This window comes from Streptomyces sp. NPDC088157, assembly GCF_044741545.1.
Taxonomy (GTDB): Bacteria; Actinomycetota; Actinomycetes; order Streptomycetales; family Streptomycetaceae; genus Streptomyces.
On the sequence record NZ_JBIUSU010000009.1, the window covers coordinates 334839 to 347640 of the forward strand.

12 protein-coding genes and 1 pseudogene are annotated in these 12802 nt (G+C 71.9%); 7 read left to right on the forward strand and 6 right to left on the reverse strand.

The features are described 5' to 3' along the window. The 3 genes from ACIPFH_RS33515 to ACIPFH_RS33525 are packed head-to-tail and all read left to right on the forward strand — an operon-like array spanning nt 1 to nt 2599. Nucleotides 1–825 carry a CoA transferase subunit A gene (locus ACIPFH_RS33515; RefSeq protein WP_401832655.1) on the forward strand — a complete coding sequence of 275 codons (825 nt, stop codon included), beginning with the start codon at nt 1–3 and terminating at the stop codon, nt 823–825. Next, complete coding sequence (locus ACIPFH_RS33520; protein ID WP_401832453.1) at nt 822–1541, forward strand: CoA-transferase subunit beta; 720 nt, start codon at nt 822–824, stop codon at nt 1539–1541. Before ACIPFH_RS33515 ends, ACIPFH_RS33520 begins: the two co-directional genes overlap by 4 nt. Next, a complete protein-coding gene (locus ACIPFH_RS33525; protein WP_401832455.1) occupies nt 1541–2599 on the forward strand; it encodes an NAD(P)H-dependent flavin oxidoreductase in 1059 nt (352 codons plus the stop codon). Before ACIPFH_RS33520 ends, ACIPFH_RS33525 begins: the two co-directional genes overlap by 1 nt. A gap of 144 nt (nt 2600–2743) precedes the next feature. Here ACIPFH_RS33525 and ACIPFH_RS33530 read toward each other — a convergent pair whose 3' ends face one another. The 3 genes and pseudogenes from ACIPFH_RS33530 to ACIPFH_RS33540 form a co-directional block, all read right to left on the reverse strand. Beyond that, nucleotides 2744–3901: an acetyl-CoA C-acetyltransferase gene (locus ACIPFH_RS33530; RefSeq protein ID WP_401832458.1), complete on the reverse strand. Its 1158-nt coding sequence runs from the start codon at nt 3899–3901 to the stop codon at nt 2744–2746. A gap of 29 nt (nt 3902–3930) precedes the next feature. Continuing rightward, a pseudogene (locus ACIPFH_RS33535) lies at nt 3931–4560 on the reverse strand (TetR/AcrR family transcriptional regulator); the annotation flags it as partial. Nucleotides 4561–4586: 26 nt separating this feature from the next. Then, on the reverse strand, nt 4587–5375 hold the full coding sequence (locus tag ACIPFH_RS33540; RefSeq protein WP_401832459.1) for an SDR family oxidoreductase: 789 nt from the start codon (nt 5373–5375) through the stop codon (nt 4587–4589). Between the two features lie 61 nt (nt 5376–5436). Here ACIPFH_RS33540 and ACIPFH_RS33545 point away from each other — a divergent pair, with 61 nt between their 5' ends. Next, nucleotides 5437–6579: an acyl-CoA dehydrogenase family protein gene (locus ACIPFH_RS33545; protein ID WP_401832461.1), complete on the forward strand. Its 1143-nt coding sequence runs from the start codon at nt 5437–5439 to the stop codon at nt 6577–6579. Between the two features lie 26 nt (nt 6580–6605). Then, entirely contained in the window at nt 6606–7556 is a 951-nt protein-coding gene (locus ACIPFH_RS33550) for an acyl-CoA dehydrogenase family protein (RefSeq protein ID WP_401832656.1), read from the forward strand. 23 nt (nt 7557–7579) lie between these two features. On the opposite strand, the gene ACIPFH_RS33555 is transcribed toward ACIPFH_RS33550, so the two are convergent. After that, a complete protein-coding gene (locus ACIPFH_RS33555) occupies nt 7580–8071 on the reverse strand; it encodes an FBP domain-containing protein (protein ID WP_401832462.1) in 492 nt (163 codons plus the stop codon). Between the two features lie 193 nt (nt 8072–8264). On the opposite strand from ACIPFH_RS33555, the gene ACIPFH_RS33560 reads away from it, so the two are divergent. Then, complete coding sequence (locus tag ACIPFH_RS33560) at nt 8265–8840, forward strand: TetR/AcrR family transcriptional regulator (RefSeq protein WP_401832659.1); 576 nt, start codon at nt 8265–8267, stop codon at nt 8838–8840. Nucleotides 8841–9018: 178 nt separating this feature from the next. Here ACIPFH_RS33560 and ACIPFH_RS33565 read toward each other — a convergent pair whose 3' ends face one another. Together ACIPFH_RS33565 and ACIPFH_RS33570 are read right to left on the reverse strand one after the other, a co-directional pair. Continuing rightward, nucleotides 9019–10677: a cytochrome bc complex cytochrome b subunit gene (locus ACIPFH_RS33565; protein WP_401832465.1), complete on the reverse strand. Its 1659-nt coding sequence runs from the start codon at nt 10675–10677 to the stop codon at nt 9019–9021. A gap of 162 nt (nt 10678–10839) precedes the next feature. After that, nucleotides 10840–11562, reverse strand: a complete 723-nt coding sequence (locus ACIPFH_RS33570) for a vWA domain-containing protein (RefSeq protein WP_401832467.1) — start codon at nt 11560–11562, stop codon at nt 10840–10842. Nucleotides 11563–11668: 106 nt separating this feature from the next. Between ACIPFH_RS33570 and ACIPFH_RS33575 the strand changes: the two genes are divergently transcribed. Further along, nucleotides 11669–12481 (forward strand): chitosanase, encoded by an 813-nt coding sequence (locus ACIPFH_RS33575; RefSeq protein ID WP_401832469.1) that lies wholly within the window; start codon nt 11669–11671, stop codon nt 12479–12481. Nucleotides 12482–12802 lie beyond the last annotated feature (321 nt).

Here is a 12802-nt window from a genome sequence, read left to right on the forward strand (position 1 = left end):
ATACTGTCCGCGGACGAGGCCGTGGCCCGGCTGCGCAGTGGCATGACCCTCGGCATCGGCGGCTGGGGCTCACGCCGTAAACCGATGGCGCTGGTCAGGGCGCTGCTCCGGTCGGAGGTCACCGACCTCACCGTCGTGTCGTACGGCGGCCCGGACGTGGGCATGCTCGCCGCTGCCGGACGCATCCGGAAGCTGGTCACCGCCTTCGTCACCCTCGACTCGATCCCCCTGGAACCGCACTACCGCGCGGCCCGCGAGCGCGGAGCCTTCGAGCTCACGGAGATCGACGAGGCGATGTTCATGTGGGGTCTGCACGCCGCCGCGAACCGGCTGCCCTTCCTGCCGGTGCGGGCGGGCGTCGGATCGGACGTGATGCGGGTCAACCCCGGTCTGCGGACGGTGACTTCGCCGTACGAGGACCAGGAGACGTTCGTGGCGATGCCCGCCCTGCGGCTGGACGCGGCCCTGGTGCACGTCAACCGGGCCGACCGGCTGGGCAACGGGCAGTACCTGGGCCCGGATCCGTACTTCGACGACCTCTTCTGCGAGGCGGCGGACGAGGCCTACGTCAGCTGTGAACGGATCGTCGACACGGCGGAGTTGACGAAGGACGCGCCGCCGCAGTCACTGCTGGTCAAGCGGCACACGGTGACGGGCGTGATCGAGGCCCCGAACGGCGCGCACTTCACGTCCTGCGCCCCCGACTACGGCCGGGACGAGGCGTTCCAGAAGCGGTACGCGACGACGCCCTGGCCGGAGTTCGCGGCACGGTTCCTCGCCGGGGACGAGCAGGCGTACCGGTCGGCCGTCGGGGAGGAGTCATGAGCGAGGTGACCCGCGCCGAGTACTGCGTGATCGCCTGCGCGGAGGCGTGGCGCGGCGCGGGCGAGATCCTGGCCAGTCCCATGGGTCTGATCCCCTCCGTCGGCGCCCGACTGGCCCGGCACACCTTCGCGCCGGAGCTGCTGCTGACCGACGGCGAGGCCCTGCTCGTCGGCCTCGACGGCACCGTCGAGGGATGGCTGCCGTACCGGCAGCACCTGACGCTGGTCACCGGGGGCCGGCGGCACGTGATGATGGGCGCGAGCCAGATCGACCGGTACGGCAACCAGAACATCTCGTGCATCGGCGACTGGGCGAAGCCCACGCGGCAGCTGCTCGGGGTGCGGGGCGCCCCGGTCAACACCCTGAACAACCCGACGAGTTACTGGATACCGAGGCACTCCCGGCGGGTCTTCGTCGAGCGGGTCGACATGGTGTGCGGGGTCGGGTACGACCGTGCGGCCGGCGCGCGGCACCACCGCATCCCGCGGGTCGTCTCCGACCTCGGTGTCTTCGACTTCGCCACGCCCGACCGTTCGATGCGGCTGGCGTCGCTGCATCCCGGGGTGGGTGTCGCGCAGGTCCGGGAGGCGACGGGGTTCGACCTCGTGGTGCCGGACGAGGTGCCGCGCACCCGTGAACCGACCGCCCGTGAACTGCGCCTGATCCGCGAGGTGATCGACCCGCACGGGACCCGGGCCCGGGAGGTCGCGCTCTGATGGAGACGGCGTTCACCCGGCTGGTCGGGGTCCGTCACCCGATCGTGCAGACCGGGATGGGATGGGTGGCGGGCCCGCGCCTGGTGTCGGCGGCGGCGAACGCGGGGGCGCTCGGTGTCCTGGCCTCGGCGACCATGACCCTGGACCAGCTGCGGGCGGCGGTGCGCGAGGTGAGGTCGCGCACGCCGGAGCCGTTCGGGGTGAATCTGCGGGCCGACGCGGCGGACGCCGGCGACCGGGTGCGGATCATCCTCGACGAGGGGGTACGGGTGGCGTCCTTCGCGCTCGCGCCCTCGCCGGAGCTGATCGCCGAGCTCAAGGAGGCGGGTGTCGTCGTCATCCCGTCGATCGGGGCCCGCCGGCATGCCGAGAAGGTCGCCGCCTGGGGTGCGGACGCGGTGATCGTGCAGGGCGGCGAGGGCGGCGGACACACCGGTGACGTGGCGACGACGGTCCTGCTGCCGCAGGTGGTGGACGCCGTGGACATACCGGTCGTGGCGGCGGGCGGCTTCTTCGACGGGCGGGGGCTGGTGGCGGCGCTTGCGTACGGGGCGGCGGGGGTCGCGATGGGCACCCGGTTCCTGCTCACCTCGGACTCGCCGGTCCCGGAGGCGGTGAAGGCGCGGTATCTGGCGGCGACGGTCCGGGACGTCACCGTCACCCGGGCGGTGGACGGGCTCCCGCACCGCATGCTGCGCACCGGGCTGGTCGACGCCCTGGAGGGCTCCGGCCGGGCCAGGGCCCTGTCGCGGGCGGTGCGTCACGCGGCCGGGTTCCGGAAGCTGTCCGGCCTCACCTGGCGGGAGATGGTCCGCGACGGCCTGGCGCTGCGCCACGGCAAGGACCTCACCTGGAGTCAGGTACTGCTCGCCGCGAACACGCCGATGCTGCTCAGGTCCGCGATGGTGGAGGGGCGTACCGACGGTGGGGTGATGGCGGCCGGGCAGGTCGCCGGGGTGATCGACGACCTGCCGTCGTGCGCGGAGCTGGTGGAGCGGATCATGAAGGAGGCGGAGGAACTGCTGACGTCCCTGAACGGGCTCAGAGCCGTTCGATGACCGTCACGTCGGCCCGACCGCCGCCCTCGCACACGGGCCCCACCCCGACGGCTCCCCCGCACCGCTCGACCCTGCTGGCCTCACGGCTTCGGGAGCCTGCGCCGGACTCCGCCCGCCGGAACGGACTGCCTCGACCCGGGGCCGTCACAGCCTTTCGATGACCGTCACGTTGGCCTGCCCGCCGCCCTCGCACATGGTCTGCAGGCCGAACCGGCCGCCTCTGCGCTCCAGTTCGTGCAGCAGGGTGGTCATCAGCTTGGTGCCGGTCGCGCCGAGCGGGTGGCCGAGGGCGATGGCGCCGCCGTTGACGTTGACCTTCTCCGGGTCCGCGCCGGTCTCCTTCAGCCAGGCCAGGACAACGGGCGCGAAGGCCTCGTTGATCTCGACGAGGTCGATGTCGTGGATCGACAGCCCGGTCTTCTTCAGGGCGTGCGCGGTGGCCGGGATCGGAGCCGTCAGCATGCGGATCGGGTCCTCGCCGCGGACGGAGAGGTGGTGCACGCGCGCGCGTGGGGTCAGGCCGTGCTCGCGCACCGCCCGTTCCGAGGCCAGCAGCATGGCCGCCGCGCCGTCGGAGACCTGCGAGGAGCAGGCCGCGGTGACGGTACCCCCGTCGATGACGGGCTTGAGCGCGGCCATCTTCTCCAGGGAGGTGTCCCGGCGCGGCCCCTCGTCGGCGGTGACCTCCCCGTAGGCCACGGTCTCGCGGGCGAAGCGGCCCTCGTCGAGCGCGCGCACGGCCCGATGATGCGACCGCAGGGCGAACTCCTCCTGGTCCTGCCGGCTGATCCCCCACTTGGCGGCGATCATCTCGGCGCCGGCGAACTGGTTCACCGGCCGGTCCCCGTAGCGGGCGCGCCAGCCCTCGCTGCCCGCGAAGGGGCCCTGGGTGAAGCCGAGGGACTCGGCGGCCTGCCGGGTGGCGAACGCGATCGGGATCTGCGACATGTTCTGCACGCCGCCCGCGACCACCAGGTCCTGTGTTCCGGAGAGCACGCCCTGTGCGGCGAAGTGCACGGCCTGCTGCGAGGAGCCGCACTGCCGGTCCACGGTCACGCCCGGCACCTCCTCCGGCAGTCCGGCGGCCAGCCAGCAGGTCCGCGCGATGTCCCCGGCCTGCGGTCCGACCGCGTCCAGGCAGCCGAAGACGACGTCCTCGACGGCCGCCGGGTCGACCCCGGCCCGTGCGACGAGTTCCTTGAGCACATGCGCGCCCAGGTCGGCCGGATGGACCTTGCTCAGTCCTCCTCCGCGCCGTCCGACCGGCGTGCGGACCGCTTCGACGATGTAGGCCTCGGCCATGGCAACTCCCTCACAGGAAAGGGTTGTTCGCGTACGGCGATCCCGTCCAGCACCATCGACAGGTACTGCCGGGCGATCTCCTCCGGGCTGTGCTGTCCGCCGGGCCGGTACCAGGACGCGGCGACCCACACGGTGTCGCGGACGAACCGGTAGGCGAGGCGGATGTCGAGGTCGGCGCGGAAGACCCGGTCCGCGACACCGCGTTCCAGTGTGGACAGCCAGGCCTTCTCGAACCTGCGCTGCGACTCGGCGAGGAACGCGAACCGTTCCTGCGTCACGAGCTGCTTGCTCTCCTTCTGGTAGATCGCGACGGCGGCGCGGTGCCGGTCGATCTCCCGGAACGACTCGGTGACCAGGGCTTCGAGGGCCTCACGGGGGCCCAGGCCGGCTGCCAGGACGGCGTCGTAGCCGTCCCACAGCTCGTCGAGGAAGGTGCGCAGGATCTCCTCGAGCATCGACTCCTTGGAGTCGAAGTGGTAGTAGAGGCTGCCCGCCAGCATGCCCGCGTGGTCCGCGATCTTGCGGACGGTGGTGGCGTTGTAGCCCTGCTCGGCGAAGACCTCGGCGGCGGTGTCGAGGAGTTCGCCGCGCCGGTCGCGGGCGGCGGCGGTCGCGGCGGGCTCTGCGGCGGTCACCTGGGGCTTCTTCTTGGTCGGCACGGGTCCATTGTGGTCTGCTCCGGTCGTCAGGCGTGCTGGCTGCTGACGGAGACGACCTCACCCGTCAGGTACGAGGAGTAGCCCGACGCCAGGAACACGATCACGTTGGCCACCTCCCAGGGTTCGGCGTACCGCCCGAAGGCCTCGCGGGCGGTGAGTTCCTCCAGCAGCTCGGCCGAGGTCACCTTCACCAGGTGCGGGTGCATGGCGAGGCTCGGCGAGACGGCGTTGACCCGCACGCCGTACTGGGCCGCCTCGACGGCCGCGCAGCGGGTCAGCGCCATCACGCCCGCCTTCGCGGCCGCGTAGTGCGCCTGTCCGGCCTGGGCGCGCCAGCCGACGACGGAGGCGTTGTTGACGACGACTCCCCCGCCGGTGTCCCGCATGAGCCGCAGTGCGGCCCGGGTGCACCGGAAGGTGCCGTTCAGGGTGACGTCCAGGACGCGTGCCCACTGCTCGTCGGTCATGTCCACGAGGTCCGAAGTCCCGCCGAGACCGGCGTTGTTGACGACGATGTCCAGTCGCCCGTGTTCCCGCACGGCCGTGTCGAAGAGCGCCCGCACCTGACTCTCGTCGGTGACGTCGCACGGCCGGGCGGTCACCGACGCCTCGCCGAACTCCTCGGCCAGTTCCGCCTCGTGGGCCTTGAGCCGCCGCGCGTGGGCGTCGCTGATCAGCACGCGCGCGCCCTCCTCCAGGAAGCGGCGCGCGGTCGCTCCGCCGATGCCCGCGCCGGCGGCCGCGGTGATGACGGCGGTGCGGCCGTCGAGCAGCGCGTGCCCGGGAACGTACGGCGGACTCTCGACGTTCTTCATGACGACACGCTAACCTACCAAACACTTGTTAGGGAAGAACGTGCACGCAAGGAGGGCGCCCGTGGACCTCGCACACTCCCCCGCCGACGAGGCGTTCCGCGCCGAGGCCCGGGCCTGGCTGCACGCGCATGTGCCGGCGGAGCCGCTGCCCTCCCTGGAGACCGCCGAGGGCTTCGCCGCGCACCGCGCGTGGGAGGCCCAACTGGCCGCGGACGACTGGTCGGTGGTGAACTGGCCGGCGCGCTACGGCGGGCGGGACTGCGGCCTGATGCGCTGGCTGGTCTTCGAGGAGGAGTACTACGCGGCGGGTGCCCCGGGCCGGGTCAACCAGAACGGCGTGAGCCTCCTCGCCCCCACCCTGCTCGACCACGGCACGGAGGAACAGCGGGCCCGGGTGCTGCCCGCCATGGCCACCGGTGAGGCCGTCTGGGCACAGGCCTGGTCGGAGCCCGAGGCCGGCTCGGACCTGGCCGCGCTGCGCGCCAGGGCGGTCCGGGTGGACGGCGGCTGGCGGCTGACCGGTCAGAAGACCTGGTCCTCGCGCGCGGCCTTCGCCGACCGCGCCTTCGGCCTGTTCCGCACCGACCCCGACACCCCGAAACCCCACCAGGGGCTCAGCTACCTCATGTTCGACCTGCGGGCCCCGGGTGTCACCGTCCGCCCCATCGGCCGCCTGGACGGGAAGCCGGCGTTCGCCGAACTGTTCCTGGACGAGGTCTTCGTGCCGGACGAGGACGTGATAGGGGAACCGGGTCAGGGCTGGCGGATCGCGATGTCGACGGCGGCCAACGAACGCGGGCTCACCCTGCGCTCCCCCGGCCGCTTCCTCGCCTCGGCCGACCGCCTGCACGCCCTGTGGCTGGAGCGGGGCAGCCCGGAGGGCACCGCGGCCCGCGTCGCCGACGCGCTGATCGGCGCCCGCGCGTATCAGCTGTTCACCTATGCGGCGGCCTCCCGTTTCCTCGCCGGGGAGCGGCTGGGCCCGGAGTCGAGCCTGAACAAGGTCTTCTGGTCGGAGTACGACATCGCGTTGCACGAGACGGCACTGGATCTCCTGGGCGAGGAGGGGGAGACGGCCGGCACCGACTGGGCGGAGGGTTACGTCTTCTCGCTCGCCGGGCCGATCTACGCGGGCACGAACGAGATCCAGCGCGACATCGTCGCCGAGCAGCTGCTCGGCCTGCCGAGGGGACGCCGTCGATGACTTCGCCCAGGCCGGTTCCGCCGGCGATGCGTTTCGTCCTGGACATCGAACAGCGGGCCTTCGCACGGTCGCTGGGCGCGCTGCTGAGCTCGGCCGACACCCCGGCCGTGGTGCGCGACTGGAGCCGGGGCGAGCGGGCGAGCGGGCGAGCGCTGTGGTCGCGGATCGCCGAGGCCGGCGTGTTCGCGCTGGCGGTCCCCGAGGCCTACGAGGGGCTGGGGCCCCGGCCGGTGGACCTGGCCGTCGCCTTCGTGGAGCTGGGGCGGCACGCGGTGCCGGGCCCGCTCGTGGAGACGGTGGCCGCGGCGGCCCTGCTGCTCGATCCGGGCCCCGCCAAGCGGTTTCTGCCCGCGCTGGCCTCGGGCGAGTCGATGGCGACGCTGGCACGCGAAGGTTCGTACGCCGTGGACGGCGACGCGGCGGCGCTACGGATGACCCTGGCCGCCGACGGCCTCCGCCTCTCCCCCGGTCACGGCCCGGTCCGCCCCTCCCTCGACCCCGCCCGCCGCCTCACCCGCCTGCTGCCGGGCGGCGAGCTCCTCACCCCGGACCCGCCCGCGGGCCGCGCCCTGCTCTGGGCCCGCCTGGCCACCGCCGCACAAGCCCTCGGGGTGGGCCTCGCGCTGCTGGAGCGGACCGTGGCGTACGTAGGGCAGCGCGTCCAGTTCGGCGTCCCCGTCGGTTCGTTCCAGGCGGTCAAGCACCGGCTGGCGGACGCGAAGATCGCGTTGGAGTTCGCCGGCCCCCTGGTCCTGGGCGCCGCCGTGACGATGAGCCCGGCGGATGTCGCCGCCGCGAAGGCGAGCGCCTGCGAGGCGGCGTACACGGCCGCGCGCACCGCGCTCCAGCTGCACGGCGCGATCGGCTACACGGCGGAGTACGACCTGTCGCTCTGGCTCACCAAGGCCCGCGCCCTGCGCACGGCCTGGGGCACCCCGGACGACTGCCGGGCGGAGGTGCTGCGCGCCCACGGATAGCCTCGGCCACGGCAGGGGCGGCCTCAGCCGGTCACCTTGGCGATGAACGCGGCGAGGTTGGCCACGGTCCGTCCGATCTTCTCCTCCAGGGTGATCGTCTCGGGCAGCCGGGCCCCGACGCCCGCGTCCCGCTTGCCCCGCACGTACAGCGAGCAGGCGAGGTCGCTGCAGATGTAGGCCCCGACCGAGTTGCCCTGCTGACCGGCTCTTCCGGCCTTCGGCGCGACCATCAGCGAGACACCTCCGGAGTGCGTGGTCAGGCACATGGTGCACATGCTGCGGCGCGCCTGCCAGGAGCCCGAGGTGGAGGAGCGCAGGGCGAGGGCCCTCGGCCTGCCGTCCAGCTCGATGACGAGGTAGGCCCGGTCGGGGGCCTGAGGGTCCCGCCAGCCGAGGTAGTCCAGGTCGTCCCAGGGCCGTTCGGCCAGGTCACGTGGTACGGACAGGCGCTTCGCCTCGCCCTTGGTGCAGTTCACGAACGCGGCACGGATCTCTTGCTCGGACAGCGGCTTCATGGAACGCAGGCTAATTTGCCTAAAGGTTTTAGGCAAACGCATAATGGCTATCGGCACAGCGGCTCCGTCCAGCGAGCCTGAGGAAGCCGAACGAGCCGGACCTGCCGAACAAGCCGGACCAGCCGGAACGGCCGGAGTGAGCGACGAGCCGAGCGAGCCGGACGAGCCGGACGAGCCGGACGAGAGGATGACCATGGGTCGTGTGGGGCTGAGCACGGAACGCCTGGTGCGGGCGGGCGCGGAACTGGCCGACGAGGTCGGCTTCGACCGGGTGACCGTCTCGGCGCTCGCCCGGCACTTCGACGTCAAGGTCGCGAGCCTGTACTCGCACGTGAAGAACTCCGACGACCTCAGAACCCGCATCGCGCTGCTCGTCCTGGAGGAACTGGCCGACCGGGGCGACCTCGCGCTGGCCGGGCGGGCCGGCAAGGACGCCCTGACCGCCCTGGCCGACGTCTACCGTGACTACGCCCGCGCGCACCCCGGCCGCTATGCCGCGGCCCAGCTGAGACTCGGCCCCGAGGCGGCGGCCGCGAGCGCCGGCCCGCGGCACGCGCGCATGACCCGGGCGATCCTGCGCGGCTACGACCTCACCGAGCCGGACCAGACCCACGCCGTCCGGCTCCTGGGCAGCGTCTTCCACGGCTACGTCAGCCTGGAGCTCGGCGGCGGCTTCAGCCACAGCGCCCCCGACACCCAGGAGACCTGGACCCGGATCCTGGACGGCCTCGACGCCCTGCTGCGCAACTGGCCCCCGCCCACGGACTGACCGCACCCGCAGACAGGCCAGGCACGCAGGACGCAGGACGCAGGACGCAGGACGCAGGACGCAGGACGCAGGACGCAGGCAGGACGCAGGCAGGACGCAGGCAGGAAAGCAGACACGCCCGCAGGAATGAGGCGCGGAGGCAGACAGGGAGAACGCGGGCAGGCGGCGAGAGCCGACGTCAGTGCCCGGAGCCGCCGGTCAGTTCGCGGTGCTCCTCCGGGGTCGGCTTCGGGATGTGACTGTCCGCCCCGAACATGGCGCGCGCCAGCCGTGCCCGTACCCGCTGGGACACCCTGACCGGGCGCCGCACACCGTTGTGGTCGACGAGCGGCCCGATCTCGTACGGCGGTGCCTGCTCGTGCTGGGTGAGGGTGAACAGCCTGGCCTGGTCCAGGGGTTCGTGGATCTCGACGTACTCACCGTGCGGAAGGCGTTTGATGGTCCCCGTCTCGCGGCCGTGCAGCACCTTGTCCCGGTCCCGGAGTTGCAGGCCGAGACAGATCCGCTTGGTGACCATGTAGGCGACGACCGGGCCGACGAACACGGCGACCCGCACGAACCAGGTGATCGCGTTGATCGACAGATGCAGATGCGTGGCCACGATGTCGTTGCCCCCGCCGATCAGCAGCACCACGTACAGGGTCAGCCAGGCCACCCCGAGGCCGGTGCGCACCGGCGCGTTGCGCGGGCGGTCGAGGATGTGGTGCTCCCGCCTGTCACCGGTGATCCACGCCTCGACGAACGGATAGAGGCCGATGGCGAGCAGGATCAGCGGGAAGAGCGAGAAGGGGATGAGGACGCCCGGCACCAGGGTGTGGCCCCAGATGTTGATCTCCCATCCCGGCATCACCCGGATCAGGCCCTCGGAGAAGCCGAGGTACCAGTCCGGCTGCGCGCCCGTCGTCACCAGGTCGGGGCGGTACGGCCCGAACGCCCACACGGGATTGATGCTGGCGATCCCGCCCATGACCGCGAGCACACCGAAGACCAGGAAGAAGAACCCGCCCGCCTTCGCCATGTAGACCGGCATGAAGGGCATGCCGACGACGGACTCCTGGTCGCGCCCGGGCCCGGGGTACTGCGTGTGCTTGTGGAAGAACACCAGGATGAGATGGGCGACGACCAGACCCAGCATGATCCCGGGCAGCAGCAGCACGTGGATCGGGAAGAACCGCGCGATGATGTCGTGGCCCGGGAACTCCCCGCCGAAGAGGAAGAACGATATGTACGTCCCGACGATCGGGATGGACAGGATCGCGCCGTCGGCGAACCGGACACCGGTGCCGGAGAGCAGGTCGTCCGGGAGCGAGTAGCCGGTCAGTCCGGTGAGGATGCCGAGGAACAACAGGGTCCAGCCGAACAGCCAGTTGACCTCGCGCGGCTTGCGGAACGCGCCGGTGAAGAACACCCGCATCATGTGCACGAGCATGCCGGTCACGAAGACCAGGGCCGCCCAGTGGTGGATCTGCCTGATCAGCAGGCCTCCGCGCACGTCGAAGCTGATGTCGAGCGTCGACTCGTACGCCCTCGTCATCGTGACGCCGTTGAGCGGGACGTACGTGCCGTCGTAGACGACCTCGGCGCTGCTCGGCTCGAAGAAGAGCGTGAGGTAGACGCCGGTGAGGAGGAGCACCAGGAAGCTGTAGAGGCAGATCTCGCCCAGCATGAAGGACCAGTGGTCCGGGAACACCTTGCGCAGGTTGGCTTTCGCCAGCGTGTACAGCCCCAGCCGCCCGTCGGCCCAGTCGGCGAGTCTCTCGCCCTTGCCGGACTCACCTCTCGGGCTCGAACTCCCGCCGCCCGCGCCCCCGTTCACCGATCGCGCGCCGTCAGTCATGCGTCGTCGCCTCCCCCTCGGATCAACCTCATCAGGGTGTCACGACGGACGGGCCGAGCCAACGGTGCGGACAGCCGCGAAGTCCGACAGCCAACGGTGCGGACAGCCGCGGAGGCGGAGGCGGACAGCCGTGGCAGCGGACGACCGAGGGGGCGGACTTCGCTACGCCGGCACGATTCCCCGCGCCCGTGCGGCCGACAGCCACTGCGGGAACTCGCGCACCAGTCGGTCGTACAGTTCCGCGTCCGACACCTTGCGCGGATCCGAACCGGCGTGGAAGAAACCGGCGTTGTCGACCGCCCGCTTCGCCGGTACGGGCAGTTCGTCGAGCTTGCGCAGGAAGTCGAACTGCTTGCTGCCCCGGTCGCCGAAGCCGATGAACTGCCAGAACAGCGGCAGCGTCGACGCCTTGCACAGATAGCGTTCCGCCGCGAGCTTGTTGATCGGGCCGCCGTCGGTCTGGAAGACGACGAGCGCGGGGTCCTTCGAACCGCTGTCGAGGTAGTGGTCGATGACGGCGTCCATGGCGAGGTGGTAGCTGGTCTTGCCCATGTGCCCGAGCCCGGCCACGATCCGGTCCACCCGCCCCTGATGGTCGGCGAGGGCGATGTCGGTGACGGCGTCGACGTCGGTGGAGAAGAAGACGACCGGCACCCGGCCGTCGTCGTCGAGGTGCGCGGACAGCCCCAACACCCGGTCGGCCAGCGCCTGCACGCTGCCGTCCTGGTAGTACGGCTTCATCGAACCCGAGTAGTCGACGACGAGGTAGACGGCGGCCCGCTGCCCGTCGAGACCGTGCTTGGTGAGGGACACCCCGGCGCTCTTGTAGAGGTTGACCAGCGCGGGTGCCGTCTCCTGGACCTTGGTGAGACTGATCGCGACCATGGCGCACAGCCTCCCACACCCACCACCCTTCGCCCTTTTGTTCGTTCGCCGGCTAATTAGGATGGAATGACAAGGAACACGACATTCCCGCTCTAGGGTGTGCGGCATGAAACGTGCCGCCGCCCTGGTCTGCGCCGCCGTAGCGTCGACGGTGTACCTGTTCACCCCGGCCGAACTCGTCCAGCCGACCACCGACGTTTGGGCGACCCCGCCGGGCCTCACCGCCCCCAGCCAGAAGGAACTGGCCCAGAAGATCGTGGCGAGTGCCGAGAACGGGACCCTGAACTGGCGCAGCGCGTACGGCTATGTCGAGGACATCGGGGACGGCCAGGGCTACACGGCGGGCCTGATCGGCTTCTGCACCGGCACCCACGATCTGCTCACCCTGGTCGAGCGTTACACGCGCGACCACCCGCGCAACGCCCTCGCCCGCTATCTCCCCGCCCTGCGGCGGGTCGACGGCACCGCCTCGCACGCCGGTCTGGACCCCGGCTTCCCGGCCGCCTGGCGGACGGAGTCGAGGGTGCCCGCGTTCCGGGCCGCCCAGGACGTCGAGCGCGACCGTGTCTACTTCGACCCCGCGGTCCACCGGGGCCGGGCCGACGGGCTGGGCGCGCTGGGCCAGTTCATCTACTACGACGCCCTGGTCTTCCACGGCCCAGGCGCGGGCCCGACCAGCTTCGACGGCATCCGTTCCAGCGCCATGCGGCAGGTCCGCACCCCGGCTCGGGGCGGCAAGGAGACCGAGTACCTGGACGCCTTCCTCGACGCCCGCCGCCGGGCCATGGTGACCCGGCACCCCGGCATCGACACCTCCCGCGTCGACACGACCCAGCGCCGTTTCCTGCACGACGGCAACCTCGGCCTGCGCCCGCCTCTGCGGTGGGAGGTGTACGGAGAGACGTTCCGGGTCCCGTAGCCCGCCCGCCCGTACACCGGTCCGGCGGTGCGGCGGTGCGCCGACAGGCCGGCACGGCGGTGCGGCGGTGCGGCGGTGCGGCGGTGCGGCGGTGCGGCGGTGCGACGGCACGCACGGCGGCACGCCAGCACGGCGGTGCGCCGACAGGCCGGCACGGCGGCACGGCGGTGCGGCGGTGCGGCGGTGCGGCGGTGCGACGGCACGCACGGCGGCACGCCAGCACGGCGGTGCGCCGACAGGCCGGCACGGCGGCACGGCGGTGCGGCGGTGCGGCGGTGCGGCGGTGCGGCGGTGCGGCGGTGCGGCGGTGCGGCGGCACGG

What these genes read in the sequence shown, in the direction of transcription:
- ACIPFH_RS33520 (WP_401832453.1), top strand. Translation starts at nt 822, where the DNA reads ATGAGCGAGGTGACCCGCGCCGAGTACTGCGTGATCGCCTGCGCGGAG.
- ACIPFH_RS33525 (WP_401832455.1), top strand. Translation starts at nt 1,541, where the DNA reads ATGGAGACGGCGTTCACCCGGCTGGTCGGGGTCCGTCACCCGATCGTG.
- ACIPFH_RS33530 (WP_401832458.1), bottom strand. Translation starts at nt 3,901, where the DNA reads ATGGCCGAGGCCTACATCGTCGAAGCGGTCCGCACGCCGGTCGGACGG.
- ACIPFH_RS33540 (WP_401832459.1), bottom strand. Translation starts at nt 5,375, where the DNA reads ATGAAGAACGTCGAGAGTCCGCCGTACGTTCCCGGGCACGCGCTGCTC.
- ACIPFH_RS33550 (WP_401832656.1), top strand. Translation starts at nt 6,606, where the DNA reads ATGCGTTTCGTCCTGGACATCGAACAGCGGGCCTTCGCACGGTCGCTG.
- ACIPFH_RS33555 (WP_401832462.1), bottom strand. Translation starts at nt 8,071, where the DNA reads ATGAAGCCGCTGTCCGAGCAAGAGATCCGTGCCGCGTTCGTGAACTGC.
- ACIPFH_RS33560 (WP_401832659.1), top strand. Translation starts at nt 8,265, where the DNA reads ATGGGTCGTGTGGGGCTGAGCACGGAACGCCTGGTGCGGGCGGGCGCG.
- ACIPFH_RS33565 (WP_401832465.1), bottom strand. Translation starts at nt 10,677, where the DNA reads ATGACTGACGGCGCGCGATCGGTGAACGGGGGCGCGGGCGGCGGGAGT.
- ACIPFH_RS33570 (WP_401832467.1), bottom strand. Translation starts at nt 11,562, where the DNA reads ATGGTCGCGATCAGTCTCACCAAGGTCCAGGAGACGGCACCCGCGCTG.
- ACIPFH_RS33575 (WP_401832469.1), top strand. Translation starts at nt 11,669, where the DNA reads ATGAAACGTGCCGCCGCCCTGGTCTGCGCCGCCGTAGCGTCGACGGTG.